Source organism: Pseudomonas sp. LTGT-11-2Z (genome assembly GCF_003691445.1).
GTDB classification, from domain to species: domain Bacteria; phylum Pseudomonadota; class Gammaproteobacteria; order Pseudomonadales; family Pseudomonadaceae; genus Aquipseudomonas; species Aquipseudomonas monteilii.
Window position 1 is genome coordinate 2,183,623 of the sequence record NZ_CP033104.1, and the last position, 25,408, is coordinate 2,209,030.

21 protein-coding genes are annotated in these 25,408 nt (G+C 64.6%); 14 read left to right on the forward strand and 7 right to left on the reverse strand.

What is annotated here, in order from left to right; translation table 11 throughout:
- Positions 1-32: 32 nt before the first annotated feature.
- The 5 genes from fabB to D8767_RS10125 all read right to left on the reverse strand — a co-directional run bounded on the left by fabB (position 33) and on the right by D8767_RS10125 (position 6,953).
- Positions 33-1,253 carry a beta-ketoacyl-ACP synthase I gene (gene fabB / locus D8767_RS10105; protein WP_016711636.1) on the reverse strand — a complete coding sequence of 407 codons (1,221 nt, stop codon included), beginning with the start codon at positions 1,251-1,253 and terminating at the stop codon, positions 33-35.
- An 11-nt stretch (positions 1,254-1,264) separates the two neighbouring features.
- Positions 1,265-1,780: a 3-hydroxyacyl-[acyl-carrier-protein] dehydratase FabA gene (gene fabA, locus D8767_RS10110; protein WP_003251509.1), complete on the reverse strand. Its 516-nt coding sequence runs from the start codon at positions 1,778-1,780 to the stop codon at positions 1,265-1,267.
- A 207-nt stretch (positions 1,781-1,987) separates the two neighbouring features.
- Positions 1,988-3,919, reverse strand: a complete 1,932-nt coding sequence (locus D8767_RS10115) for an ATP-binding protein (RefSeq protein WP_016711635.1) — start codon at positions 3,917-3,919, stop codon at positions 1,988-1,990.
- Positions 3,916-4,806 carry an ABC transporter substrate-binding protein gene (locus D8767_RS10120; RefSeq protein WP_016711634.1) on the reverse strand — a complete coding sequence of 297 codons (891 nt, stop codon included), beginning with the start codon at positions 4,804-4,806 and terminating at the stop codon, positions 3,916-3,918. Before D8767_RS10120 ends, D8767_RS10115 begins: the two co-directional genes overlap by 4 nt.
- Entirely contained in the window at positions 4,806-6,953 is a 2,148-nt protein-coding gene (locus tag D8767_RS10125) for a TonB-dependent siderophore receptor (RefSeq protein ID WP_016711633.1), read from the reverse strand. Before D8767_RS10125 ends, D8767_RS10120 begins: the two co-directional genes overlap by 1 nt.
- 139 nt (positions 6,954-7,092) lie before the next feature.
- Here D8767_RS10125 and D8767_RS10130 point away from each other — a divergent pair, with 139 nt between their 5' ends.
- From D8767_RS10130 to D8767_RS10195, 14 genes are all read left to right on the forward strand, one after another.
- Positions 7,093-8,118: an NAD(P)H-dependent glycerol-3-phosphate dehydrogenase gene (locus D8767_RS10130; RefSeq protein ID WP_121757731.1), complete on the forward strand. Its 1,026-nt coding sequence runs from the start codon at positions 7,093-7,095 to the stop codon at positions 8,116-8,118.
- A 36-nt stretch (positions 8,119-8,154) separates the two neighbouring features.
- Positions 8,155-8,502: a DUF4389 domain-containing protein gene (locus D8767_RS10135; RefSeq protein WP_016711631.1), complete on the forward strand. Its 348-nt coding sequence runs from the start codon at positions 8,155-8,157 to the stop codon at positions 8,500-8,502.
- A complete protein-coding gene (gene sixA, locus D8767_RS10140) occupies positions 8,499-8,957 on the forward strand; it encodes a phosphohistidine phosphatase SixA (RefSeq protein ID WP_016711630.1) in 459 nt (152 codons plus the stop codon). The genes D8767_RS10135 and sixA overlap by 4 nt, the downstream gene beginning before the upstream one ends.
- A gap of 97 nt (positions 8,958-9,054) precedes the next feature.
- Positions 9,055-9,441 carry a hypothetical protein gene (locus D8767_RS10145; protein ID WP_016711629.1) on the forward strand — a complete coding sequence of 129 codons (387 nt, stop codon included), beginning with the start codon at positions 9,055-9,057 and terminating at the stop codon, positions 9,439-9,441.
- Positions 9,442-9,534: 93 nt separating this feature from the next.
- Positions 9,535-10,323, forward strand: a complete 789-nt coding sequence (locus D8767_RS10150; RefSeq protein WP_016711628.1) for an alpha/beta fold hydrolase — start codon at positions 9,535-9,537, stop codon at positions 10,321-10,323.
- Positions 10,320-11,174: an alpha/beta hydrolase gene (locus D8767_RS10155; protein ID WP_016711627.1), complete on the forward strand. Its 855-nt coding sequence runs from the start codon at positions 10,320-10,322 to the stop codon at positions 11,172-11,174. Before D8767_RS10150 ends, D8767_RS10155 begins: the two co-directional genes overlap by 4 nt.
- 109 nt (positions 11,175-11,283) lie before the next feature.
- Entirely contained in the window at positions 11,284-12,078 is a 795-nt protein-coding gene (locus tag D8767_RS10160) for a DUF4892 domain-containing protein (RefSeq protein WP_016711626.1), read from the forward strand.
- Between the two features lie 12 nt (positions 12,079-12,090).
- The gene (locus D8767_RS10165) at positions 12,091-13,143 is read left to right on the forward strand and encodes an AI-2E family transporter (RefSeq protein WP_016711625.1); all 1,053 of its coding nucleotides are present in this window, start codon (positions 12,091-12,093) and stop codon (positions 13,141-13,143) included.
- A gap of 176 nt (positions 13,144-13,319) precedes the next feature.
- Entirely contained in the window at positions 13,320-13,409 is a 90-nt protein-coding gene (kdpF, locus tag D8767_RS10170; RefSeq protein ID WP_003251485.1) for a K(+)-transporting ATPase subunit F, read from the forward strand.
- 9 nt (positions 13,410-13,418) lie between these two features.
- A complete protein-coding gene (kdpA, locus tag D8767_RS10175) occupies positions 13,419-15,113 on the forward strand; it encodes a potassium-transporting ATPase subunit KdpA (RefSeq protein ID WP_016711624.1) in 1,695 nt (564 codons plus the stop codon).
- Between the two features lie 9 nt (positions 15,114-15,122).
- Positions 15,123-17,177 (forward strand): potassium-transporting ATPase subunit KdpB, encoded by a 2,055-nt coding sequence (gene kdpB, locus D8767_RS10180; protein ID WP_016711623.1) that lies wholly within the window; start codon positions 15,123-15,125, stop codon positions 17,175-17,177.
- A gap of 10 nt (positions 17,178-17,187) precedes the next feature.
- Positions 17,188-17,739 carry a potassium-transporting ATPase subunit KdpC gene (kdpC, locus tag D8767_RS10185; protein WP_016711622.1) on the forward strand — a complete coding sequence of 184 codons (552 nt, stop codon included), beginning with the start codon at positions 17,188-17,190 and terminating at the stop codon, positions 17,737-17,739.
- Between the two features lie 77 nt (positions 17,740-17,816).
- Positions 17,817-20,471 carry a sensor histidine kinase KdpD gene (locus tag D8767_RS10190; RefSeq protein ID WP_016711621.1) on the forward strand — a complete coding sequence of 885 codons (2,655 nt, stop codon included), beginning with the start codon at positions 17,817-17,819 and terminating at the stop codon, positions 20,469-20,471.
- A complete protein-coding gene (locus D8767_RS10195) occupies positions 20,468-21,163 on the forward strand; it encodes a response regulator (protein ID WP_016711620.1) in 696 nt (231 codons plus the stop codon). The genes D8767_RS10190 and D8767_RS10195 overlap by 4 nt, the downstream gene beginning before the upstream one ends.
- A 32-nt stretch (positions 21,164-21,195) precedes the next feature.
- Here D8767_RS10195 and D8767_RS10200 read toward each other — a convergent pair whose 3' ends face one another.
- Together D8767_RS10200 and D8767_RS10205 are read right to left on the reverse strand one after the other, a co-directional pair.
- Complete coding sequence (locus tag D8767_RS10200) at positions 21,196-22,101, reverse strand: LysR family transcriptional regulator (RefSeq protein WP_016711619.1); 906 nt, start codon at positions 22,099-22,101, stop codon at positions 21,196-21,198.
- Between the two features lie 375 nt (positions 22,102-22,476).
- Entirely contained in the window at positions 22,477-25,407 is a 2,931-nt protein-coding gene (locus D8767_RS10205) for an aminotransferase (RefSeq protein ID WP_028699006.1), read from the reverse strand.
- Position 25,408: the final 1 nt, after the last annotated feature.

The following is a 25,408-nucleotide window of genomic DNA, read 5'->3' on the forward strand; positions in this document are numbered from 1 at the left end:
GTCGGGGCGTTTTCGATTACCGCATCAGCGTCTTACTTGCCTTCCCAGCGCTTGAGCACCAGGGTGGCGTTGGTGCCGCCGAAGCCGAAGCTGTTGCTCATGACCGTGTCGATCTTGGCGTTTTCTTCGGTTTTGCGCAGGATCGGCAGGTCGGCGACCTCCGGGTCCAGCTCGTCGATGTTGGCAGAGCCGGCGATGAAGTTGTTTTCCATCATCAGCAGGCAGTAGATCGCCTCGTGCACGCCAGCGGCGCCCAGCGAGTGGCCCGACAGGCTCTTGGTCGAGCTGATCTTCGGTGCCTTGTCGCCGAACACGGCGCGAACGCCCTTGATCTCGGCAACGTCACCGACCGGGGTCGAAGTGCCGTGGGTGTTCAGGTAGTCGATCGGGGTGTCGACGGTGGACAGTGCCTGCTGCATGCAGCGGATGGCACCTTCGCCGCTCGGGGCAACCATGTCGTAGCCGTCGGACGTGGCGCCGTAGCCAACGATTTCGGCGTAGATCTTGGCGCCACGGGCCAGGGCGTGTTCCAGCTCCTCGACCACGACCATGCCGCCACCGCCAGCGATGACAAAGCCATCACGGTCGGCGTCGTAGGCTCGCGAGGCCAGTTCGGGGGTTTCGTTGCGCTTGGTCGACAGAGCGCCCATGGCATCGAACAGGAACGACTGGCTCCAGTGCTCTTCTTCACCGCCACCGGCGAAGACGATGTCTTGCTTGCCCCACTGGATCTGCTCCAGAGCGGTACCGATGCAGTGAGCCGAAGTGGCGCAGGCCGACGAGATCGAGTAGTTGATGCCCTTGATCTTGAACGGGGTGGCCAGGCATGCCGAAACGGTGCTGCCCATGGTGCGGGTAACGCGGTATGGGCCGACGCGCTTGACGCCTTTCTCACGCAGGGTGTCCAGCGCTTCCATCTGGTTCAGGGTCGAGGCGCCGCCAGAGCCGGCTACCAGGCCGGTACGCGGGTTGGAAACCTGCTCTTCGGTCAGGCCGGCGTCCTTGATCGCGTCCTGCATGGCCAGGTAGGCGTAGGCGGCAGCGTGGCCGACGAAACGGTAGACCTTGCGGTCGATCAGTTCTTCGAGGTTGAGGTCGATGGACCCGGAAACCTGGCTACGCAGCCCCATTTCCTTGTATTCCGGGTTGTAACGGATACCCGGACGGCTGTTGCGCAGGTTTTCGGTGACGGTAGCTTTGTCATTGCCCAGGCACGACACGATGCCCAGACCAGTGATAACGACGCGGCGCATGCGAATAACCCTTAGAAATTGTCAGTGGAGGTGAACACGCCGACCCGCAGGCCTTCGGCAGTGTAGATCTCGCGGCCGTCGACGCTGACCGAGCCATCGGCGATGGCCATGTTCAGCTTGCCCTTCAGGACGCGCTTGATGTGAATGTTGTACGTGACTTTCTTGGCTTCAGGCAGTACCTGACCAAAGAACTTCACCTCGCCCGAACCCAGGGCGCGGCCTCGGCCCGGCAGGCCCTGCCAGCCGAGGAAGAAGCCCACCAGCTGCCACATGGCGTCGAGGCCCAGGCAGCCCGGCATGACCGGGTCGCCTTCGAAATGGCAGGCGAAGAACCACAGGTCCGGGTTGATATCCAGCTCGGCGACCAATTCACCTTTGCCGTACTTGCCGCCTTCTTCGCTGATATGGGTGATGCGATCGACCATCAGCATGTTCGGCGCGGGCAGTTGCGCATTACCTGGGCCGAACAGCTCACCGCGACTGCAGCGCAGCAGGTCTTCCCGAGTAAAGGCGTGTTGTTTGGTCATGCGAGCTCCTCAATAACCCCCTGTGGCAGGGGATGAACCTTCCCGGCCGGCCCGATACGCAACGCGTTCGGGGCGGCAGCCTACAGGTAGACTATTGCGTTGTGGTGAAAGTCACAGCGCACCTGGTGAAAGAAGTACAGGTGTGCACTGAAACGTCTATTTTCAGGTCCGATGAAGGTCCTGTCCAGTGTTTAAGACTGCCGCACTTTAGCATTTATCGCCAGTCGCGGTTGTCCGACCGGGTAACCAGCGTTGCAGCACCCGTTGCAGCTCGGTGCGGCGCAAGGGTTTGCTCAGGTAGTCGTCCATGCCGGCAGCCATGCAACGCTCCCGATCGCCCTGCAAGGCGTTGGCGGTCAAGGCGATGATCGGTAGCCCGGCGCCGTTGGGCAACTGCCGGATGCGCCGGGTGGCTTCATAGCCGTCCAGGTGCGGCAGGCGGCAATCCATCAGCACGGCGGCAAAGCGTTGCCGGCCGACCAGGTCGACCGCCTCCAGGCCATCCTCGGCGGTGCAGACGGCCATCCCCAGGCTGCGCAACATGGCCTCGATGACACTCTGGTTGACCGGATTGTCCTCAACCAGCAGTACCTGGTCATTGTCGGTGACCGGCGTTGGCGCAGCTAATGGTGGCGCGAGCGGGACGGGGGCAGGGTTGGCAAGTGCCAGCGGCATCTCCAGGGTAAAGGTCGAACCCAGGCCTTCGCGGCTTTCACCGCGCAGCTTGCCGCCCATGCGCTCGGCCAGGGTGCGGGCGATCGACAGCCCCAACCCGGTGCCGCCATAACGGCGGGAAATCGAGCTGTCGGCCTGCTGGAAGGCGACGAACATCATTTCCAGCCGGGCACTGTCAATGCCGATGCCCGTGTCGCGCACGCTACAGGTCAGCCAGATCAGTTGCCGGTCAAGCACCTGCCAGCGTGCTTCGACCTGCACCTGGCCTCGCTCGGTGAACTTCAGGGCATTGCCCACCAGGTTCAGCAGGATCTGGCGGATGCGTGTGGGGTCACCGTTCACCTGCAGCTGCTTGATACCGGCAGGCAGTTGCAGGTGCAGGCCCAGGCCGCGCTGTTGGGCGCTGTGCTGGAACGACTGGACACTGCTGGTGATCAGCTCACCCAGGTTGAAGTCGATGTGTTCCAGTTGCAGCGCGGCGCGTTCGATGCGCGAGAAATCGAGGATGTCGTTGATGACCTTCAACAAATGCCCGGTGGACTCGCTGGCGACCGCCGTGTAATCGGCCTGTTCGGTGCTCAGCGATGTGGTCTCCAGCAGCTGCAGCATGCCCAGCACGCCATTCATCGGCGTGCGCAGCTCGTGGCTCATCATCGCCAGGAAGTCGGATTTGGCGCGGTTGGCCTGCTCGGCCTCCTCACGGGCCTGAATCAGCTCGGCAATGGCCTGCTTCTGTTCATCGCTGGCCTGTTCCAGGGCGCTGGCCAGGTTGTTGATGTGGCGTGCCAGGTGGCCCAGTTCGCTGTCATCGACCACCGGCAAGGGGGTGTTGTACTGACCTTGCTGAATAGCCTTTACCGCATGGCCCATGTCGCTGATAGGCTTGGCCAGGCTCAGGGCCAGGCGGCGCGCCAGCAAAAAGGTGAACAGCAGCGCGAACAGCGCCAGGATGCCGGCTTTGATCACGATTTCCTGCTGGCGCTGGCTGAAGGCGTCATCGGACATGCCAACGATGACCCGCCCCAGGTAGTCGTCACCGATGGCGGGGGTGGTGGCTTTGCCTTGTTGCAGGAAGTCGTTGTCCAGGCGGATTTGCTGCAGGCGGATGGGGGCCTGGAACACTTCAACCTGTTGCGCGCGGTTGGCGCTTTCGTCGGACTGCTCGACGTACACCAGAATGTGGTTGCGGCTGTCCTGCACTTCCAGAAAGCGTACGTGCGGGATGCTGAGGGTGGCACGCATCAGCCCTTCGAGTACTTCGTTGTTGCCCGAAATCACCCCGTACTCTGATGCCGGTGCCAGCTGATTGGCGATCAGTTGCCCGGTGTGATTGAGCTCCTGGCGCAAGTCCTGGATGCGCACGAAGGTAAAGAAGCTGATCAACAGCAAGGTCAGCAGCAAGGCAGGGCCCAGGCTGATGATCTGGGTGCGGGTGTGGATATCCCAGCTCAGGCGCTTGCTCATGGGGTGGGTTCTCCTGCGGCCAGGGCTTTGGCAGCGGCGTTCGGATCGATCGGTTCAAGGCCCAGGGCGCGGGCCACCTGCTGGTTGCCACTGACGCCGTAGCGCGTCGGGTACAGGCTGCGTGGCCAGCGCGCTGGCGGCTGGTCGAGCAACTGGTCGAGCTCCGCCAGCCAGTCGTCCTGATCGCTGTAGGTGCTGGCCAGGGCGCCGGCCCGCACAAACCCGGCGTTCGGGCCGATCAGTGCCATTTGCCGGCCATAGCTGCTCAGCAGCAGGTTTTTCGCCGTCTTGGAGTTGTACAGGTTGGGGTCGTCCAGGCCCAGCAGCACATCGCTGTTGCCTAGCAGGTGCTGCAGCGGCCGGCTGTCCCGTGGGTCGGACCAGTCCTGGGCAATGATCTCCAGGCCCATTGGGCGGGCAGCATGGCGCAGCTCATCGAGCAAGAAACTGCTGTGTTCACCGTACAGCACGCCAATGCGCTGGGCCTGCGGCAACAAGTAGCGCGTCAGGCGCAATTGCCGGCCCAGCGGCGCGTCGCTCCACAACAAGGTGAGGAACGCAGGGCGCGACTTTCCCAGGCGCTGTTCAGCCTGTACCCGGCTGACCCGCATGGCCAGGGCTGGTGGGCCGGCGTTTTCACCCAGGCGCCATTCCAGCGCGGCGCTGTCGAGCAGAATCAGGCGCTGGTCCGCTTTGAGCTTGCTCGGGCGCGGCAGCTCGGCAGTGGTCAGAAAATGCACATGGTCATGCGGTCGACGGCTTTCCAGCGCCGCGACAAAACTGCGGATGCCGGGCTGATCCTCAGCCCCCACCAGCAGGACTTCACTGGCTGACAATGGCCCAAGTGGCCACAGGCACAGCAGCAACAGGCGCAGCAACACGGCCATCAGAACTCCAGCTCCGCGCTGACGCTCAGGCGGTGGCGGCTGTCGTAGCGGTTCTGGATTGCCGTAGTGGGCTCATCGTCCAGGCGCTGCTGCCACAGCGCCGCCAGCTCCAGGTTGCTGCCATGCACCCGAAAACGCTTGGCCAGGCGTAGGTCCAGGCGCTCGTAGCGGTACTGGTTGAGTGCATCGTCGCCGTAGTAGAACAGCGCGCTCGACCAGCCAGCCCCCCACTCGCGCATCCATCCGGCCGAGCCGCTGTTGTGGGCGCTGAGGCGGCGGTCGTCGGGGTTGCTGGCCCAGGCATCGACGTAGGCGTAGGTCAGGCGCAGGCGATCGCGCAGGGTGGGGCGCCAGTCCAGTTGTGCTTCGCTGCCACTGAAACGGGCCTTGTTGGCGTTGCTGGCGATGTACTGGTTGTTCTTCAAGGGCTCGCTGATCATTCCCGTGATCTCGTCGTAGAACAGCTTTACATCCATGCTCAGGTCGATGTCGCTGAAGTAGCCGTTGTAGCCCAGCTCGCGCGAGCGCATGCGTTCCTGTTCGAGGTCGCCGGGGCCACGGGTCTTGACGAAATACTCGCCGTTTTGCAAGCCAAATGCATTGGGGGTGAGGTTCTTGACCGTGTAGCTCCAGTTGACGTTGTTCTCGAACATGTCGGGCGAGCGTACGGCCTCGGAGTACACGGCGCGCAGGCCATGGCGCGGGGTAATCAGGTAGTTGACCGCCACGCGCGGGGTCAGCGAGCTGCCAGACAGGCGGGAGTCTTCGAACATGGCCCCTCCCTGCAGGATCCAGTGTTCGTCGGCGCGCCATTCCAGCTGGCCGAACAGGCGCCAGGTCTGGTCGTCGAGGCTGCCGTTGAAGTAAGTCTGCGAGTCGGCCCGGTCATAGCGGTAGTTCATGCCGCTGAGCAGGCGCAGGCTGTCGGTCAGGCTCAGGGTGTCCTGGATTTCCAGGTCGTAGCGGGTTTCGCGGGTGCTCTGGTCGACGTCGCCGCAGACCACATTACTACCACCCTGTTTGTTCCATTGATCCTTGATGGCTTCGACCAGGGCCTGCTCTTGTGGGTTGTTGCTGGATGGTGGGTTGTTGGCGCCGCGCGCTACCAGCTCGGCGAAATTTGGGTTCATCTGCCAAAGCTGGGTCAGTTCGGGGCTGAATGACAGCGCCGCATCGCAGGCACGCCAGACCTGCTGACGGTCGAAGTGCTGCGCCGAGCCCTGAACATACAGGCTGTGCTCAGGGTTGAAGTCGATGCTCCAGCGCACCGAGCCCGCGTAGTCCTTGGCATTGACGTCAGCGTTGTCACCTTGCTGGGTGACATAGGGGAAGACCGGCTTATAGGTATAAGGCCGCTGGTTGCTGCCTTCCTTCGCCGCCAGTTGCCACTCCAGGGTCTGGTCCACTGCCAGGCTGTGGCTGGCGCTGAGGTTGAAGCGGGTAAGCCGGCGGCTGTCGCGGTAATCCTGGCCAAACTGGTTTTCATCGAAACCATCGTCCTGCTGGCCGGACAGCGACAGGCGCATGTCGCCGCCGTCCCAGCCAAAGCCGTGGCTGGCATAGAAGTCGTTGATGCCATCCTGGCCGCGGGTCATCTTCAGCCGCGTGCCATGGCTGTCGGCAGGGTTGCGGGTGAGGATGTTGACCACCGCCATCAGCGCGTTGGCGCCGTAGCTGACGGTGTTCGGGCCGCGGAACACTTCGATGCGCTCGATATCCTCCATGGCCAGAGGGATGTCGCTCCAGTCCACGGTGGCCAGGCCCGCGCGGTACACCGAGCGGCCATCGATCAGTACCTGCATGCGGCGTGCATCGTTGACGTTGCTGCCGTGGTAGTTGACCGTGGGTTGGTTACCGGCACCGTAGCCAATCATCATGCCCGGCACCAAGCGCAGCAATTCGGGGATGTCGCGGGCGCCACTGGCACGGATCAGCTCGCTGTCGAGCACGGTCATGCTACCCGGGACTGCCGCCGGGGATTGTTTCAGGCGTGTGGCAGTCAGAACCTGGGGCAGGTCGGTGTTGTCGATGAACAGGTCGTCGGCCACAGCCGGGCTGCCGAGCAGAGCGGTCAGTATGAGCAGGCGCGGGTACGGGGGCGTGCCAGGGAACACAGGGCGGCCTTGTATCAGGATTGAAACAGGCATGGTAACTGACCGTGGCGCATTTGCCAGTGACCTGCATGAGCGAGCCTGTCCCTTTCGCGGGAACAGAGACTGGTTCTGTAGCAGGCGAGCCGTATAATGGCGGGGTCGCCACTTAATTTTTGGCTTTAACGGATTGGATATGACTGAACAGCAACCTGTTGCAGTTCTGGGAGGCGGCAGCTTTGGCACCGCCGTGGCGAACCTGCTGGCGGAAAACGGTGTGCCGGTGCGTCAATGGATGCGCGACCCGGTGCAAGCCGAGGCCATGCGCGTCAATCGAGAGAATCCGCGCTACCTCAAGGGTATCCGTCTGCATGATGGCGTCGAGCCGGTCAATGACCTGCTGGCGACCCTGCAGGCCAGCGAGCTGATCTTCGTTGCCCTGCCGTCGAGCGCCTTGCGCAGCGTGCTGGCGCCACATGCCGAGCTGCTGCGCGGCAAGGGCCTGGTCAGCCTGACCAAGGGCATCGAAGCGCAAAGCTTCAAGCTGATGAGCCAGATCCTTGAAGAAATTGCCCCCGAAGCGCGTATCGGCGTGTTATCGGGCCCTAACCTTGCCCGCGAAATCGCCGAGCACGCGCTGACTGCAACGGTGGTCGCCAGCGAGGACGAAAAACTCTGCAAGCAGGTGCAGGCTGTGCTGCATGGGCGCACGTTCCGTGTCTATGCCAGCGCTGACCGCTTTGGTGTCGAGCTGGGTGGCGCGTTGAAAAACGTCTACGCCATCATCGCCGGCATGGCCGTTGCGCTGGGCATGGGCGAGAACACCAAGAGCATGCTGATTACCCGTGCCTTGGCCGAAATGACTCGCTTTGCCGTCAGTCAGGGGGCCAACCCCATGACCTTCCTCGGCCTGGCCGGTGTCGGTGACCTGATCGTCACCTGTTCCTCGCCCAAGAGCCGCAACTATCAGGTGGGTTACGCGCTGGGCCAGGGTCATAGCCTGGAAGAGGCGGTCAACCGCCTGGGCGAAGTGGCCGAAGGCGTCAATACCATCAAGGTGCTCAAGGCCAAAGCCCAGGAAGTGCAGGTCTACATGCCACTGGTGGCGGGCCTGCATGCCATCCTGTTCGAAGGCCGCACGCTGAACCAGGTGATCGAGTACCTGATGCGCGCCGAACCCAAGACCGATGTCGATTTCATTTCCATCAGCGGTTTCAACTGAGCCTTTGGCGGCTCTGACACGAGCAAGGAGCGACACATGAACGATACGCCCGAACGCGCCCAGCGCGAGTCGATCATCCTGCGGGTGCTGTGGATGCTGGTGTTCCTGGTGGTCTGGCAGCTGGCCGAACTGTTGTTGGGTGGGCTGGTGCTGGTGCAGCTGATCTACCGTCTGGTGTACGGCGCACCCAGCGCCAGCCTGATGAACTTCGGCGACAGCCTGAGCCAGTTCCTGGCGCAGATCGGCCGCTTTGGCAGCTTCCACAGCGACCAGAAGCCATGGCCGTTCTCTGACTGGCCTGCGCCGCGTGCGCCGGAAGGTGAAGCAGCGCATGCCGTGGCGCCGGCCCCACACCCGGTGCGTGACGAGGAACCCAAGCTGTGAAGCTGTGGGTACTGCGCCACGGTGAAGCGGAGCCACGGGCCAACACGGATGCCGAACGCCGTTTGACTGCCCATGGCCGCGAGCAGGTGCTGCACAGCGCTGCTCGCCTGCTCGGGCAGCCGTTGCAGGCAATTATTGCCAGCCCCTACGTGCGCGCCCAGCAAACGGCGGCGCTGGTGCATGACACACTGGGCTTCGGCGAGCCGGTGCGTACCGTGCCCTGGCTGACCCCTGAAAGTGACGTGCAGCAGGTGATCGGTGAAATCGAGCGGCTGGGTCTGGAGCATGTACTGCTGGTCAGCCACCAGCCGTTGGTGGGGACCTTGGTCGGGGCGCTGGAGCATGGCCATCAGCAGCATCCCGCAGCCATGAGCACCGCCAGCCTGGCGGAACTGGAAGGGGATTGGCCGCTGGCTGGGCTGATGACCCTCAAAGGGATCAGTTATCCGCCTTGAAACCCTGAAACCGGTAAGGCAACTGGCATTTTTGTCAGTTGCCGCAGTGAGTGGCCCCTTGTTAGCGTGCCTGAAAGCAAAAGGCATGGAGCAGCGAATGAAGGGTGAGAGGGGGGCGTTGCTGAGCGCCGTGGATTTGCAACCTACCCTGGACATGGTTGAGCAAGGTGTCGCTCTGGACTTCGCCCGATACAGCCTGCTACGCGATTCGGCCGATGCCAAGCTCTATGGCCTGATGAAAACGGTCAACGCCAGCAGCGTGCTGAATGCTGCTGATAGAGAGAACAGTCTGCAGGACTTTCTTATCCTTCAAGATACCTGCCAGCGGGTGTCTCATTTGCTGCAAACCAGTTGCCTGGCTCTGCGTCGCCTTCAGCTTGATTATAAGGACCAGCGCCTGGCCCGCGAAGCACTGGAAAGCCAGTTGGCCTACATGCAAGCCTGCCTGCGCCGTTCACTGGCCAGTTTCGACCGGTCTGCGTGACCTGATAGCCCTCGCCGATGACCTTTCCGGACGTTGCCGAACGGCGCGCCGATGCCGACAATGAGCCATCATCCTCCGTCCGGACCAGGCGCCATGCCGCAGCAGATCTTCTTCGCCCATGCCAACGGTTTCCCCTCGGCCACGTACGGCAAGCTGTTCGCTGCCCTGGCGCCGGACTACCAGGTGCAGCACCTGGCCCAGCATGGGCACGATCCACGCTTTCCGGTGAATGACAACTGGCAGAGCCTGGTCGATGAACTGTTGCACCACCTGGCGCAACAGGACCAGCCGGTCTGGGGTGTCGGCCACTCGCTGGGTGGCGTATTGCACCTGCATGCTGCCTTGCGCTGCCCCGAGTACTACCGTGGCGTGGTGATGCTCGACTCGCCAGTACTCACCCGCGCCGATCAATGGCTGCTGCGCACCGCCAAGCGCTTTGGCTTCATCGACCGTATCACCCCGGCCGGGCGGACGTTGGGGCGCCGCGAAACGTTCAATGACCGCGACAGCGCCCGGGACTATTTCGCCGCCAAGTCACTGTTCCGCCATTTCGATCCCGACTGCCTCGACGCCTATGTCGAACACGGCTTGCAGGCGGCAGAGCAGGGCCTGCAGCTACGCTTCGACCCGGCTACCGAAATCAGCATCTACCGCAGCATCCCGCATACCAGCCCGGCGCCCGCGCGGCAGTTGCAGGTGCCGCTGGCCATGGTGCGCGGCGACCGTAGCAATGTCATTCGCCGCCACCACACCCTGGCCGTACGGGGCATGCCCCAGGGTGAATATCACAGCGTGCCGGGCGGGCACATGTTCCCGCTAGAGCGCCCCGCAGACACCGCCAGCCTGATCAAGGGCCTGTTCGACCGCTGGAGTCAGGCATGAGCGCACACGTCGAAGAAATCCGCCTGAACCTGGGCCATATCGAGCTGGCCGCGCACCTGTTCGGCCCCGAGGACGGGCTGCCGGTGATTGCCCTACACGGCTGGCTGGACAACGCCAACAGCTTCGCCCGCCTGGCGCCACAACTCAAAGGCCTGCGCATCGTCGCCCTGGACCTGGCCGGGCACGGTTACTCCGAACACCGCCCGCCTGGCGCCGGTTATGCCTTGGCCGACTATGCCCATGATGTGCTGCGGGTGGCTGAGCAGCTCGGTTGGCAGCGTTTTGCACTGTTGGGGCATTCACTTGGGGCAATCATTTCGGTGCAGCTGGCTGGCGCCTTGCCCGACCGGGTCAGCCATCTGGCGTTGATCGACGGCGTCATCCCGCCAACCGGTGCCGAGCAGGATGCAGGCGAACGTTTGGGGATGGCACTGCAGGCCCAGCTGCGGCTGGACGGTAAGCGCAAGTCGGTGTACGCCACGCTGGAGGAAGGTGTGCATGCCCGGATGAAAGGCATGGTCGCGGTCAGCCGCGAGGCCGCCGAACTGCTGGCCCAGCGCGGCCTCATGCCGGTGCCGGGCGGTTACAGCTGGCGCAGTGACAGCCGCCTGACCTTGCCATCGCCACTACGCCTGAGCGAAGCCCAGGCCATGGCCTATGTGCGCAGGGTGGATTGCCCGGCGCAGCTAGTGGTTGCCGCCGATGGCATGCTGGTGCGCCACACCGCGTTGCTGGAGCAGCTACCCTTTGAGCAGGTGACGCTTCCCGGTGGCCATCACCTGCACCTGAACGATGAGCAGGGCGCGGCCCTTGTCGCAGACTGTTTCAATCGCTTCTTTGGCTTTGCTTGACTTGCACCGGACAACTGTCGAGGCTTGGCGGGTTGAACAGGGAGACAACCATGCAACTGCCAGACATCCTGGAGCTTTATTTCGGCGCAGGGCGCCGCCTGGGTCGCCAATGAGCGCGCCTGTTGCCATCCGTAATGCCGTAGCCGCCTGCCTGGTGTTCGCCAGCCCCGTGTTGTGGGCCGGCAGCCTGCCGGTGCCGGTGGACGCCAAGGTCGTCGACCAGCGTCCGGCCGTGGAGCAGGAACGCGTCTACCCGATGGGCCCGCTGCGCAAGATCAGCGGCCGCCTGCGGGTCGAAGACAAGGTCGAAAGCCGTGGTCAGGTCAGCTCGGTCACCTACGAACTGCCGGTCGAACGCACCGCCCGCGAAGCCTTCACCACTGCCCGTGAAGAACTGCAACGCTACGGTGGTTACCCGTTGTTCTGGTGCCAAGGCCGCGATTGCGGCGAAGCCAGCCTGTGGGCCAACGATGTGTTTGCCAATGCCCGCCTGAACGGTGGTGACGAACAGCAGGCCTTCATCTTGCTGCGTCGCTCGGCGGAAGAGGCCGACACCCTGGTCGCGCTGTACAGCGTTACCCGGGGCAACCGCCGCGCCTACCTGCATGTGGAAGAGTTCGTCGCCGGCAACCCGTTGGGCGAACTGCTGCCGACCGCCGCCACGGTGCTGCGCGAAATGCGCGACACCGGCAAGCTCGACTATCCTGACCTGGCTGCGCCGCAAGACACCTGGGTGAATTTGCTGGCCCGCAGCCTGAACCTGGACAGCACCCTGCGTGCCAGCCTCAGTGGCGCTCAGGCCGAAGCCTGGCGCGAGGCGCTGGTCAAGGCAGGGGTGCGCAATGGCCGCCTTGAAGTCGGCAGCGCGCCCACCGACGGCCTGCACCTTGAACTGATCCGTTGAACGAGCGCCGCCATGGTTAACAATGATCGCCTGCTGGTTCAGATTCTGCTGTTGGCGTTGCTGGGGGCCGGCCTGTGGGTGATGGCACCGTTCATCTCGGCGTTGCTGTGGGGGGCCATCCTGGCTTTTGCCAGCTGGCCGTTGATGCGCTTGCTCACGCGTGTGCTGGGCGGGCGCGAAACCTTGGCGGCCAGCCTGTTGACCACCGCCTGGATCCTGATTGTGGCATTGCCGCTGGTGTGGCTGGGGTTCAACATGGCCGATCATATTCGCGATGCCACGGCGTTCGTGCGCGACGTGCAGGTGGACGGTTTGCCCGATGCACCGGCCTGGTTGGGGGGCATACCGTTCGTTGGTGAGCGCCTGGTCAGCTGGTGGCAGTCGCTCGACCAGCAGGGGGCGGCATTGCTGGCGTCGGTCAAGCCCTACTTCGGGCAGGTGGGCAACTGGTTGCTGGCGCGCAGTGCGCAGATCGGCAGCGGTGTGCTGGAACTGACCCTTAGCCTGGTGTTCGTGTTCTTTTTCTACCGTGACGGCCCTCGCTTGTCGGCGTTCGTATTGCGCTTGCTGCACCGCCTGATGGGTGATCGCGGCGAGTACTACCTGGAACTGGTGGCGGCCACCGTTCAGCGGGTGGTGAACGGGGTGATTGGCACAGCGGCTGCGCAGGCTGTGCTCGCACTGATCGGCTTCCTGATTGCCGGCGTGCCGGGTGCCATCGTGCTGGGCCTGGTGACCTTCATGCTCAGCCTGATCCCCATGGGCCCACCACTGGCCTGGATCCCGGCCACGGCCTGGTTGGTGTGGAAGGGCGAGTACGGCATGGCGGTGTTCCTGGGCATCTGGGGCACCTTTGTCATCAGCGGTGTGGACAACGTGCTCAAACCGTACCTGATCAGCCGTGGCGGTAACCTGCCACTGGTGATCGTGCTGTTGGGAGTGTTCGGTGGATTGCTTGCCTTTGGCTTCATTGGCCTGTTCATCGGGCCGACCTTGCTCGCGGTCGGGTACAGCCTGCTGCTGGACTGGAGCCGAAACGCTGCGCAGCAACCTCCCCAGCAGTAAGCCTGTATCGGCCTCTTCGCGGGCTTGCCCGCGAAGAGGCCAGTAAAGACAACCCACAACGCTGATTTTTACGCTTTCTTTATACCCACCCACACCCCCCGATCTCGCCTCTTTACGCCCCTCCCTCAGACAATTTCCCCATAGCGGCACAAGCCGCACCACGGGGAGAACCACTCATGAACATGCTCGACGGGCTGTCACTGCTGCTGGCAGTGGCCTTGGCGTTTTATCTGCTGGTGGCGCTGCTGCGCGCCGATCGCAGCTAGGGAGCGGCCATGCACAGTTACGATTTCGCCTTGCTGCTGGCGTTCTTTGCCATCGTGCTGCTACCGGCACCCTGGCTCGGGCGGTTCTACTACAGGGTCATGGAAGGCCAGCGCACCTGGCTGTCGCCGCTGCTGAGCCCGGTCGAGCAGGCCTGCTACCGGCTAGCGGGCGTGAACGCCAGCCAGGAGCAGAACTGGCGGCAATACACCCTGGCACTACTGGCCTTCAACCTGGCCGGATTCCTGCTGCTGTTCGCCGTGTTGCTGTTGCAGGGCTATCTGCCGCTCAACCCGCAGCATTTGCCAGGCCAGGAGTGGTCGTTGGCGTTCAACACAGCGGTCAGCTTCGTCACCAACACCAACTGGCAGGCCTACAGTGGTGAGGCATCGGTCAGCTACCTCAGCCAGATGCTTGGCCTGACCGTACAGAACTTTGTCAGTGCCGCCACCGGCCTGGCCGTGCTGGTCGCGTTGTGTCGCGGCATTGCCCGGCGCAGTGCAACGACGCTGGGCAATTTCTGGGTCGACATGACCCGCGCCACCCTCTATGTCTTGCTGCCGCTGTGCCTGCTGCTGGCGCTGCTGCTGGTGTCGCAGGGCGTGCCGCAGACATTTGCCGACTACGCCCATGCGCTGACCCTGCAAGGGGCTGATCAGACCATACCGCTGGGGCCGGCCGCCAGCCAGATCGCCATCAAGCAACTGGGTACCAACGGCGGTGGCTTCTTCGGTGTCAACTCGGCGCACCCGTTCGAAAACCCCACGGCCTGGAGCAACCTGTTCGAGGTGGCGTCGATTATCCTCATTCCGGTGGCGCTGGTGTTCACGTTCGGCCACTACGTGAAGGACCTGCGTCAGAGCCGCGCGATCCTCGCCTGCATGCTTGCCCTGTTCCTGATTGGCGGCAGCACCGCGTTGTGGTCCGAGTACCAGCCCAACCCGGCGCTGGAAAGCACCCAGGTGCAACAGGCGGCCCCCATGGAAGGCAAGGAAAGCCGTTTTGGCACTACCGGTTCGGTGTTGTGGACGGTCACCACCACTGCAGCCTCCAACGGCTCGGTCAACGCCATGCACGATAGCCTCAACCCGCTGACCAGCATGGTGGCGATGGTCAACATGATGGTGGGCGAGGTGATTTTCGGCGGCGTCGGCGCCGGGCTGTACGGGATGCTGTTGTTCGTGTTGATCGCGGTGTTCCTGGCCGGGCTGATGATTGGCCGCACCCCGGAATACCTGGGTAAGAAGCTGCAAGCCCGTGAGGTGCAGTTGCTGGTGGCAACCCTGCTGGTGATGCCGGTCGGCGTGCTGGTGCTGGGCGCTATCGCCGCCAGCCTGCCTGGCCCGGCGGGTGCGGTCAGCAACCCAGGGGCGCATGGTTTCAGCCAGTTGCTGTACGCCTACACCTCGGGCACGGCCAACAATGGCTCGGCCTTCGCCGGCTTCGGTGCCAACACGGTGTACCACAACCTGATGATCGGCCTGGCCATGCTCATCGGCCGCTTCGGCTACATCCTGCCGATCCTGGCCTTGGCTGGCAGCCTGGCAGCGAAGAAAAGCGCACCGCAGGGGCAGAACAGCTTCCCCACCCACGGCCCGCTGTTCACCGGCCTGCTGCTGGTGACCATCCTGCTGGTGGGTGGCCTAACCTTCCTGCCGACCCTGGCCCTGGGGCCAATCGCCGAACACCTGAGCTTGGGTTTCTGAGGACTGACCATGAACATGCCCATTCCTGAAGTTAAAGCGCGGCACACCGCCAAGGACCAGACTCGCTTCGCCGCGTTGTGGCGCCCGGCGCTGGTGCAGGCGTTCGTCAAGCTCGACCCGCGCCAGCTCAAACGTTCGCCGGTGATGCTGGTGGTGGCCCTGACCGCGGTGCTGACCACTGTGCTGTGCTTCGCTCCCGGCAGTGGCGTGAGCACCGGGGTTGCCGTGCAAATCGCCCTGTGGCTGTGGTTTACCGTGCTGTTCGCCAACTTTGCCGAGGCGCTGGCCGAAGGCCGTGGCAAGGCCCGCGCCGACAGCCTCAAGGCCGGTAGCCAAGGCTTGACCGCACAGCGTCGCAAGCGTGATGGCAGCTACGAAACCATTGCAGCCAGCGCATTGCGCAAAGATGACGTAGTGCGCGTAGTCGCGGGCGAAATGATCCCCGGCGACGGCGAGGTGCTGGAAGGTATCGCGGCGGTCAACGAGGCCGCCATTACCGGTGAGTCTGCCCCCGTGATCCGTGAATCCGGCGGCGACCGCTCGGCCGTGACCGGCAATACCCGGCTGGTCTCCGACTGGCTGTTGATCCGTATCACCAGCAACCCGGGCGAATCGACCCTCGACCGCATGATTGCCTTGGTCGAAGGCGCCAAGCGCCAGAAAACGCCGAACGAGATTGCCCTCGACATCCTGCTGATCGGCCTGACGCTGATCTTCCTGATCGTGGTGGTGACCTTGCAGCCGTTCGCCCATTTCGCGGGTGGCAGCCTGCCGCTGATTTTCCTGGCCGCGCTGCTGGTGACGCTGATCCCTACCACCATCGGCGGCCTGCTGTCGGCCATCGGCATCGCCGGCATGGACCGTCTGGTGCGCTTGAACGTCATCGCCCGTTCCGGCCGGGCGGTGGAAGCAGCCGGTGATGTGCATACGCTGATGCTCGACAAGACCGGCACCATCACCTTTGGCAACCGCCGCTGCAGCGCGCTGCATGCTGCACCGGGCATCACCGCCAAGGAATTGGGGGAGGGGGCGCTGCTGGCCTCGCTGGCCGATGACACCGCCGAAGGCAAGTCGATTGTCGAGTACCTGCGCCAACTGCACGACTTTATCGAACCGGCTGCCGGGCAGTTCGAGGCCGTGGCATTCAGTGCCGAAACACGTCTGTCGGGTATCGACTTCCAGCAGCACCGCTACCGCAAGGGCGCCGTCGATGCGGTGCTGGCGTTCGTCGGCATGCAACGGCTGGAAATGCCCCCGGCGCTGGCCCGCGAAGTGGAGCGCATCGCCCAAAGTGGCGGCACACCGCTGCTGGTGTGCATCGACAAGCGCCTGCTTGGCGTGATCCACCTCAAGGACGTGGTCAAGCCGGGTATCCGCGAGCGCTTCGCCGAGTTGCGCAAACTGGGCATTCGCACGGTGATGGTGACCGGCGACAACCCGCTGACCGCCGCCGCCATCGCAGCCGAAGCGGGGGTGGATGACGTACTGGCCGAGGCCACCCCTGAGAAGAAACTGGCGCGTATCCGCCAGGAGCAGAACGACGGCCGCCTGGTGGCCATGTGCGGCGACGGTGCCAACGACGCCCCGGCACTGGCGCAGGCCGATGTGGGCATGGCCATGAACGACGGCACCCAGGCCGCGCGCGAGGCGGCCAACATGGTCGACCTGGACAGCGACCCGACCAAGCTGCTGGACGTGGTACAGGTCGGCAAGGAACTGCTGGTCACCCGTGGCGCACTGACCACGTTCTCCATTGCCAACGATGTGGCCAAGTACTTCGCCATCCTGCCGGCGCTGTTCGCTGCCATCTATCCACAGCTGGGCGTGCTCAACCTGATGCACCTGGCCAGCCCGCAGAGCGCGATCCTGTCGGCCATCGTGTTCAACGCGCTGATCATCATCGCGCTGATCCCGCTGGCGCTGCGTGGCGTGCGGGTGCAGGCGGCCAGTGCGGCGCATCTGTTGCGGCGCAACCTGCTGATCTACGGGCTGGGCGGCATTGTGGTGCCGTTTGCCGGGATCAAGCTGATCGACCTGCTGCTCAATGCCCTGAATCTGGTCTGAGGAGGCCGCCATGAATGCTTATGTACGCCCGGCGTTGAGCCTGGCTCTGTTGATGACGCTGGTGACTGGCGCGCTGTATCCGCTGGCGGTCACGGGCATTGCCCAGGTCGCTTTCCCGGAACAGGCCAATGGCAGCCTGGTGCGCGATGACCAGGGGCAGGTGCGTGGCTCGGCGCTGATCGCCCAGGCGTTCAAGGGTGATGGCTGGTTCCATGCGCGGCCTTCGGCGGGTGCCTATGCCACCGTGGCCAGCGGTGCCAGCAACCTGTCGCCGAGTAACCCGGCGCTGGCCGAGCGGGTCAAGGGGGACGCCGCAACGCTGTACCAGGCGCCGCAGGGCCCGGTACCGCAGGCGTTGCTGACCACCTCGGGCAGCGGTCTTGACCCGCACCTGCCGCCAGAGGCTGTGGCTTACCAGATTCCGCGCGTGGCAGCAGCGCGGCAACTGCCGGAGGAGCGCTTGCAAGCCTTGGTGGAAGAGGCCACCCTCCACCCATTGATCGGCCCGCCGGTGGTCAATGTGCTGGCGCTGAACCAGGCACTTGAGCATTTGAACCACTGATGTTGGGGCCGCTCTGCGGCCCTTCGCGGGCAAAGTAGGCCCTTTGGTCGACCGTCACAGATTCTGAAGGATGAAACATGAGTGACTCCGCCCGCGCAGACGCGCTGCTGGCTAACCTCCCTCGCACAGGCCGGGGCCGGCTCAAGGTCTTCCTCGGCGCCGCCCCCGGCGTCGGCAAAACCTTTGCCATGCTCCAGGCCGCCCACGCCCTGCAACGCCAGGGCGTTCAGGTGCTTGCGGGGGTTGTCGAAACCCACGGCCGCGCCGAAACCGAGGCGTTGCTCGCCGGCCTGCCGCAGCAACCCCTGCTGCGCAGCCAGTACCGCGGCGTCACGCTTGAAGAAATGGACCTCGACGGCCTGCTCAAGGTCGCGCCAACACTGGCCCTGGTCGACGAACTGGCCCACACCAATGCCCCCGGCAGCCGGCACGCCAAGCGCTGGCAGGACGTGCAGGAATTGCTGGCCGCCGGCATCGACGTGTACACCACGGTCAACGTCCAGCACCTGGAAAGCCTCAACGACAAGGTGCGCGACATTACCGGCGTGCTCGTACGCGAAACCCTGCCGGACTGGGTGTTGCAGGAAGCTTTCGAGCTGGTGCTGATCGACTTGCCGCCGCGCGAGCTGCTCGAACGCTTGCGCGAAGGCAAGGTGTACGTACCGGAGCAGGCGCGGGCCGCGATCGACGCGTACTTCTCGCAAACCAACCTAACCGCGCTGCGCGAACTGGCCATGCAGACTGCCGCCGCGCAGGTCGATGCCGACCTGGCCCATGGCTATCGTCAGCGCGGCCAGGAGGCTCCGGCATTGCGTGGCCGGTTGCTGGTGGGCGTGGATGGCGACGACCAGGCCGAGCGCCTGGTGCGTCATGCCAGCCGCGTGGCCCAGCGTCGACACCTGCCCTGGAGCATGGTGCATGTGGACAACGGCCGCCTGCGTGACGAAACCGCTCGCCATCGCCTGCAGGCCGCGCAGCAACTGGCCGAGCGCCTGGGCGGGGAGGTGGTGCTGCTGCGTGCCGGCGAAGTGGCGCGCACGTTGATCCAGCATGCCGCCGAGCGACGGGCCAGCCTGGTGCTGGTCGGGCAGTCCCGCGACCGCCTGCGTCGGCGCCTGTTCGGTGCCGGGGTGGCTGCGCGGCTGTTGCGTGAGAGCCATGGCCTGGAAATCAACGTGCTGGACCGCGATGTGCAGCCGCAAGCGCCGCGTTCGGCGGTGCGGCGGGTGTGGGTGTGGCGGCATTACCTGCTGGCGCTAGTGGCCACCGTCATGGCAGCAGGCCTGTCCTGGGCGGTGTCGAGTGTGCTGGCGTTGCCAAACATTTCGCTGGTGTTCCTGGCAGCGGTGTTGCTGGTGGCGGTACGCAGCAGCCTGGGGCCTGCGCTGGCCTGTGCTGCGTTGTCGTTCCTGACTTACGATTTCCTGTTCATTCCGCCCAACTTCTCGTTCAGCATCCAGCGTGAAGAAGATGTGCTGACCCTGGTGTTCTTCCTGCTGATGGCCGCGCTAACCGGCAACCTGGCCGCCCGCCAGCGTCGCCAACTGCAGGCGCTGCGCGAGACCCAGGCACAGACCAGCCAGTTGCTCGACCTGTCGCGCCGGCTGACGGTGGCCACCGACCGCCAGGCCGTCTTCAATGCCGCCGGCCAGCATCTGGATGGCTGGCAGGATATGCAGGTGTGCCTGCTGGAGCGCAACGCCGAAGGCCAGCTGCAGGTGGCCAGTGGTGAAGCCCACGCCTTTAGCGAAAACGAACGCGCCGCCGCGCAATGGGCCTGGCAGCATGGCCAGGCCGCCGGCCATGGCAGTGACACCCTACCCAATGGCCGCTGGTGGTGGTGGCCGCTGGCGGTAGACGAACAACCCCTGGCCCTGCTCGGTGTACGCCCGCGTTCCGGCCAGCCGCTCAGCGACCCGCGCCGGCGCCTGCTCACCGCCCTTGGCCAGCCGCTGGCGCAGGCGTTGGCCCGCGCCCGCCTGGCCGAGCAGCTGGAGGCCGCACGCCTGCATGGCGAAACCGAGCAGTTGCGCAGTGCCTTGCTGGCGTCCGTTTCCCACGACTTGCGCACGCCGTTGACCGCCATGCGTGGCAGCATCGACAGCCTGCTGGCGTTGGGCGAGGCCATCCCGCCTGAAGACCGCCGTGAGCTGTTGGAAGGCACCCGCAACGAGGCCGAGCGCCTCGACCGCTACATCCAGAACCTGTTGGACATGACCCGCCTGGGCCACGGCGGTCTCAAGCTGGCACGCGACTGGGTGGCGCCGGGCGACATCGCTGGCAGTGCGCTCAACCGCCTGCGCGTAGTGCTTGCCCCGTTGCGTGTGCACACTGACGTGCCGGCCGAGCTACCGCTGCTGTTCGTGCATGCAGCGCTGATCGAGCAGGCGCTGGTCAATGTGCTGGAAAACGCGGCACGGTTCTCGCCGGCCAATGGTCGGCTTGAACTCCACGTATCGGTGCAGGACATGCAGTTGCGTTTTGCCGTCCTTGACCAAGGCCCCGGCATTCCGGTGGCCGACCGCGAGAAGATCTTCGACATGTTCTATACCGCCGCCCGTGGTGACCGTGGCGGGCAGGGTACCGGCCTGGGCCTGGCCATCTGCCAGGGCATGATCGGCGCCCATGGCGGGCAGATTCTGGTAGGCGAAGGCATCGATGGCCAGGGCACCGGCATCACTCTATGCTTGCCACTGCCTCCTCAACCTGAAGCCGAAAGCGAAACCCCATGAGCCAGTCCGCCACCCTGTTGGTCATCGACGATGAACCGCAGATCCGCAAGTTCCTGCGCATCAGCCTGGCCTCCCAGGGCTACAAGGTGATCGAAGCCGCAACCGGTGAGGAAGGGCTCACTCAGGCAGCATTGGGCAAGCCGGACCTGGTGGTGCTGGACCTGGGCCTGCCGGACATGGACGGCCAGCAGGTGCTGCGTGAGCTGCGCGAGTGGAGTGCGGTGCCGGTAATGGTGTTGTCGGTGCGCGCTAGTGAGGTCCAGAAGGTGGATGCGCTGGATGGCGGGGCGAACGACTATGTGACCAAGCCCTTCGGCATCCAGGAGTTCTTGGCGCGGGTGCGTGCCCTGCTGCGCCAGGTGCCGCAGACCGGTGGTTCGGAGGTGGCGGCCAGCTTCGGGCCGTTGACCGTGGATTTTGCCTTCCGCCGGGTGACGCTGGAGGGCGTCGAGGTGGCGCTGACGCGCAAGGAGTATGCCTTGCTGGCGCTGTTGGCCGGGCATCCGGGGCGGGTGATTACCCAGCAGCAGTTGCTCAAGGACATCTGGGGGCCTACCCATGTGGAAGACACCCATTACTTGCGGATCGTGGTCGGGCATCTGCGCCAGAAGCTGGGTGACGACCCCACGGCGCCACGGTTCATCATTACCGAGGCGGGGGTAGGGTACAGGTTGGTAGCGCCGGTCGCTTGATCCGGGCATCTACCCCGGTGGGTGAAAGGGCATCAGGTTCTGGCCGGCTCCCTGTCGAACAGCTGGCGCATGATTTCCAGATAGCGCCGCGCTCCCAAGCCCAAGGGACGCGGCTTGACCCAGATGATATCCACCCACAAGCGCAAGCGGCTGGCCATGTTGTCAAAGCGCACCTCTGCCAGTGCGCCTGAGGCAATCAGCGGTTCGACCAGCGGCTGCGGCAGGTAGGCCCAGCCGAGGCCAGACTGCACCAAGTCCAGCGTGGCCAGGTAGCTGTCGGTCAGCCAGATGCGCCGCGACAGCACCATCCGCGGATCCGACCCGGTGGCCTTGCCCGAGGCCACGATGATCTGCCGCTGTTCTGCAAAGGCTTCTTCAGGCAATGGCGTGCCGCTGTTCTGGCCGGCAGGGTGGCGGGGCGAAGCGACCGCTACCAGCAGCTGGCTGCCGGCTTCAAGGAACGACTCCCGTTCGTCGATACCGGGCCGCTCGAACACCAGCGCCAGTTGCACGCTGCCTTCGTGCAGCAAGCGAACGGCTTCGGTCTGCGTGGCCGAGCGCACTTCGATTTCCAGGCTGGGAAACTCCTGGGCCAAAACTTCCAGTGGCTGGCTCCAGCGGCCGGTTTGCAGTTCGGGGGCCATGGCGATGGTCAGGCGCTTTTCCAGGCCCTTGTGCAGTTGCAGGGCCTGGGCGTCGAGCAGGTTGAGCTGGCAGATCACCTGCCTGGCTTGCGGCTCCAGCGCCAGGGCGGCGCTGGTGGGCAAGGCCTTGCGCGTGGCCCGGTCGAACAGCACCAGGTCCAGTTCTGCTTCCAGCTGGGCGACCGCCATGCTGACGGCTGAAGGCACACGGCCCAGCTTGCGGGCGGCGGCCGAGAACGACCCGGCGTCGAGCACGGCGAGGAAGATTGCCAGGGAGTCGCTGGAAAAGGCCATTGTCAGTAAACCTGATCATGGTGGGGCAAGTATGGGGTGTTTATTTGAACATGCCTTGGGGGTTTTGGGGTGTTTGGCGGGGTGTTTTCAGCGCCTGTGAGATCGAGCGCCGCCCGTGCGGCGCATCGCGAGCTGCGCTCGCTCCTACGTTTGTTTCGGGCCAGTAACGCCTGTGACAGGCGCGCGCGACCGCCTTGTTTATACGACGCGAAATCGCGCCATGCGCCAAGGCGCTCGCGCGCAAATCCCTCAGGAATAATTGGCCCGAAACAAACGTAGGAGCGAGCGCAGCTCGCGATGCGCCGCGCGGGCGGCGCTCGATTTGTGCGCCACCGCAAAACCCACGGCAGGCACCTCTAGGCCTTCACCCCAACCTTACAGCCCCTCGCCCAGCACCCGGTCAATGCTGTCGACAAAGTAGTCCACGCTCGCCCGGGTGGTGCACATCGGCGGTTTGATCTTGAGAATGTTCAGGTAGTCGCCGGTGGGTTGCATGAAGATGCCCAGCTCACGCAGACGGTCGCACAGGGCCATGGTTTCTTCGGTAGCCGGCTCCAGCGTTTCGCGATTGCGCACCAGTTCAAGCCCCAGGTAGAAGCCAGACCCATGCGCTGCGCCGGCCAGCGGATGCTTGTCGACCAGCGCCTGCAGGCGGGCCTTGAAGTAGCGCCCGGTGTCGCGGGCGTTGTCCCACAGGCCTTCTTCCTGCATCACATCCAGTACCGCCATGCCGATGCGGCAACTGACCGGGCTGCCACCGGCCGAGGAGAAGAAGTAACCCTCGGCCTCCAGCGCTTCGGCGATTTCGCGGCGGGTGATGACCACACCCAGCGGCTGGCCGTTGCCCATGCCCTTGGCCATGGTGATGATGTCGGGCACCACGCCTTGCTCCTCGAAGCCCCAGAAGTATTCGCCCAAGCGGCCATAACCCACCTGCACCTCGTCGGCGATGCACACGCCGCCACGGGCCCGGACCTTGGCGTAAGCGTCGCGCAGATAACCGGCCGGCAACGAAATGCCGCCAGCGTTGCCGTACACCGGTTCACAGATGATGCCCGCCAGCTGGCGGCCACGGGCATCGAGGTCGGCCAGCTTGGCATCGACGTCACGCAGGTAGTCAGCCGCGCTGTCGGCACCGCGGAATCGGCCACGGAAGGTGTTCGGCGCCTCGACCGGGTGCACCCAGTCCGGTCGGGTTTCCAGGGCCTGCGGGTTGTCGGCAATGGACGTGGAGATGGCGTCGGTGGCCACCGACCAGCCGTGGTAGGCCTCCAGCACGCTCAACAAGTCGCGCCCGCCGCTGTAGGCCCAGGCCAGTCGAATGGCCAGGTCATTGGCCTCGGTGCCGCTGTTGACCATGAACACCCGGTCGAAGCCTTCGGGCGCCAGGTCCAGCAGGCGTTCGGAGAACTCGGTGATGGCCGCGTAGTGGAAGCGCGAGTTGGTGTTCAGCAGCGACCACTGCCGCGCCGACTCTGCGACCATGCGCGGGTGGCCGTGGCCCAGTACCGCGACGTTGTTGAGCATGTCCAGGTACGAACGGCCCTGCATGTCGATCAGGTAGTTGCGCCAGCCGCGTTCGATGTGTGGCGGTTGCGCGTAGTAGTGCTTCTGCGAGCGGGCAAAGCTGGCGTCGCGGCGGGCCAGCAAGGCCTGTGGGTCGGGCAGCGACTCGGCATCGCAGTCCAGGTCCAGCAGCGCGGCCGGCGACGGGCACAGGGCCAGCCAGGCGTCGGCGTGGGACGGGGTGGCGAAGAAGGGCGGCTGTAGGGCAAGGTCCAGGCACAGCTGTACGCTGAGGAAACCACAGCTATGGCCCAGCGACTGGCCTTTTTCCATCGCCTGCCCATCGGCGGGTGCATCTTCCAGGCCCTGCAACCACAAGGCCCAGTGCGCGGTTTGCAGGCAACCGCGGCCGTCGCCATGGCGCACCCAGGTGCCGGCTTCGGGTGCTTGCACCTGGCTGCCGTTGGGCACATGCAACTCAACGCCGAGGGCGCAGGTCGCAGGCTCTTCGGGCCGGTCGATATGGGTTTGCGACAGGCGATACTGCCCGTGCAGGGTGCAGGCCGGGGCCGTTTGCGCGCTCAGCAGGTGCTGGTCGAAACCGGGTTGCTCCCAGTTACCCGCTTCACAATGGCGGCTGAGCACACCCAGGTCGACCCGCGTTACTTCCTGCCCGGCCAGGTCGGGGAGCAGGGGGGCGCAACCGTTCAAGTCTGGAACGTCGATCTGCACGCCTGCCGCCTGGAGGATGGCGGCCTCCATCAGCGCGAAAGGCACGGCAGTGGCGGTGTCGAAGATTTCCCACTCATGGGCCACGTTGTCGCGGGTGTACTGGTTGCTGGGGTCCACGGCCAGTTGCTGCGCGCTGCTCAACACCAGTACCGCAGCGCGGTTGATCACCAGTGGCCACAGGGCGCGTAGCTCGGCCTCGGTCAGCGGGTTGAGCACCTGATAGGCGCCAATTGCCGGCAGGATGCGCAGCGGGTCGCCCTCGGCGTGGTGCAGCAGCGACGCGCATGTCACAGACAAGTCGGCGATACGCCAGGTGCGCATCAGGTCGCCGAAGTCGATCACCCCTTGCAGTTGCCACTGGCGCTCACTGTTGCGCGCCCACACGGTGTTGTCGTCGGTGATGTCCAGGTGCACAGGCTGAATCGGCAGTTGGTCCACCAGCGGCGTCAGGCGCGCGCAGGCCTGGCGAGTGGCGTGTTCGATGCGGGTGCGTTGTCCGCTGTCTTGCAGAACCGGCAACAGGTGGTCGATCAGCGCCTGGGCATGTTGCGGGTCCCATTGCAGGGTGCGCACCAGGCCGGGGTGATCGAAGTCGACCAGCGCCCTGTCCAGCTTCGCACAGAGCCCGCCCAGTTCAGCGATCAGGCGTGGCTCCAGGTGTTTGAGGCGGGTCAACGGTTGGCCTTCGATGTAGTCGAGCAGCCGCAGGCGCAGCGGTTGCCCGTCGATGTCCAGTGCCAGCAATCCTTCGCCGTTGCTGGCAGGGCGCACGGCGGGTACTGGCAACCCCTGTTCGCGCAAGTAGGCCAGGGCGGCATGTTGTGCTTCGAGCTCCAACTGGGCATAGCTGCCGTGGCATGCCTTGAGCACGTAGCGCCCTTGCGGCGCGTCCACGCGGAAGTTGAGGTCCTGTTGGCTGCCCAGTGCCGCCAGGTCACCGTCGAGACCATAATGCGCCTGCAATACGGCGTGAGCCTGCGTTTCACTGAGTGAAGGGCTGGGCAGGCCGGAACGGCTGATCAGCGTGGTCAGGGCAGGGGAGGCGGACGGGTGCTGTGGGCTGGACATG

Coding starts and splice junctions, on each gene's coding strand:
- D8767_RS10190 (WP_016711621.1), top strand. CDS start 17,817: ATGAGTGACTCCGCCCGCGCAGACGCGCTGCTGGCTAACCTCCCTCGC.
- D8767_RS10145 (WP_016711629.1), top strand. CDS start 9,055: ATGAAGGGTGAGAGGGGGGCGTTGCTGAGCGCCGTGGATTTGCAACCT.
- kdpF (WP_003251485.1), top strand. CDS start 13,320: ATGAACATGCTCGACGGGCTGTCACTGCTGCTGGCAGTGGCCTTGGCG.
- D8767_RS10195 (WP_016711620.1), top strand. CDS start 20,468: ATGAGCCAGTCCGCCACCCTGTTGGTCATCGACGATGAACCGCAGATC.
- D8767_RS10205 (WP_028699006.1), bottom strand. CDS start 25,407: ATGTCCAGCCCACAGCACCCGTCCGCCTCCCCTGCCCTGACCACGCTG.
- D8767_RS10200 (WP_016711619.1), bottom strand. CDS start 22,101: ATGGCCTTTTCCAGCGACTCCCTGGCAATCTTCCTCGCCGTGCTCGAC.
- D8767_RS10130 (WP_121757731.1), top strand. CDS start 7,093: ATGACTGAACAGCAACCTGTTGCAGTTCTGGGAGGCGGCAGCTTTGGC.
- D8767_RS10150 (WP_016711628.1), top strand. CDS start 9,535: ATGCCGCAGCAGATCTTCTTCGCCCATGCCAACGGTTTCCCCTCGGCC.
- D8767_RS10125 (WP_016711633.1), bottom strand. CDS start 6,953: ATGCCTGTTTCAATCCTGATACAAGGCCGCCCTGTGTTCCCTGGCACG.
- D8767_RS10120 (WP_016711634.1), bottom strand. CDS start 4,806: ATGGCCGTGTTGCTGCGCCTGTTGCTGCTGTGCCTGTGGCCACTTGGG.
- D8767_RS10160 (WP_016711626.1), top strand. CDS start 11,284: ATGAGCGCGCCTGTTGCCATCCGTAATGCCGTAGCCGCCTGCCTGGTG.
- fabA (WP_003251509.1), bottom strand. CDS start 1,780: ATGACCAAACAACACGCCTTTACTCGGGAAGACCTGCTGCGCTGCAGT.
- D8767_RS10165 (WP_016711625.1), top strand. CDS start 12,091: ATGGTTAACAATGATCGCCTGCTGGTTCAGATTCTGCTGTTGGCGTTG.
- kdpC (WP_016711622.1), top strand. CDS start 17,188: ATGAATGCTTATGTACGCCCGGCGTTGAGCCTGGCTCTGTTGATGACG.
- D8767_RS10155 (WP_016711627.1), top strand. CDS start 10,320: ATGAGCGCACACGTCGAAGAAATCCGCCTGAACCTGGGCCATATCGAG.
- fabB (WP_016711636.1), bottom strand. CDS start 1,253: ATGCGCCGCGTCGTTATCACTGGTCTGGGCATCGTGTCGTGCCTGGGC.
- D8767_RS10135 (WP_016711631.1), top strand. CDS start 8,155: ATGAACGATACGCCCGAACGCGCCCAGCGCGAGTCGATCATCCTGCGG.
- D8767_RS10115 (WP_016711635.1), bottom strand. CDS start 3,919: ATGAGCAAGCGCCTGAGCTGGGATATCCACACCCGCACCCAGATCATC.
- kdpB (WP_016711623.1), top strand. CDS start 15,123: ATGAACATGCCCATTCCTGAAGTTAAAGCGCGGCACACCGCCAAGGAC.
- kdpA (WP_016711624.1), top strand. CDS start 13,419: ATGCACAGTTACGATTTCGCCTTGCTGCTGGCGTTCTTTGCCATCGTG.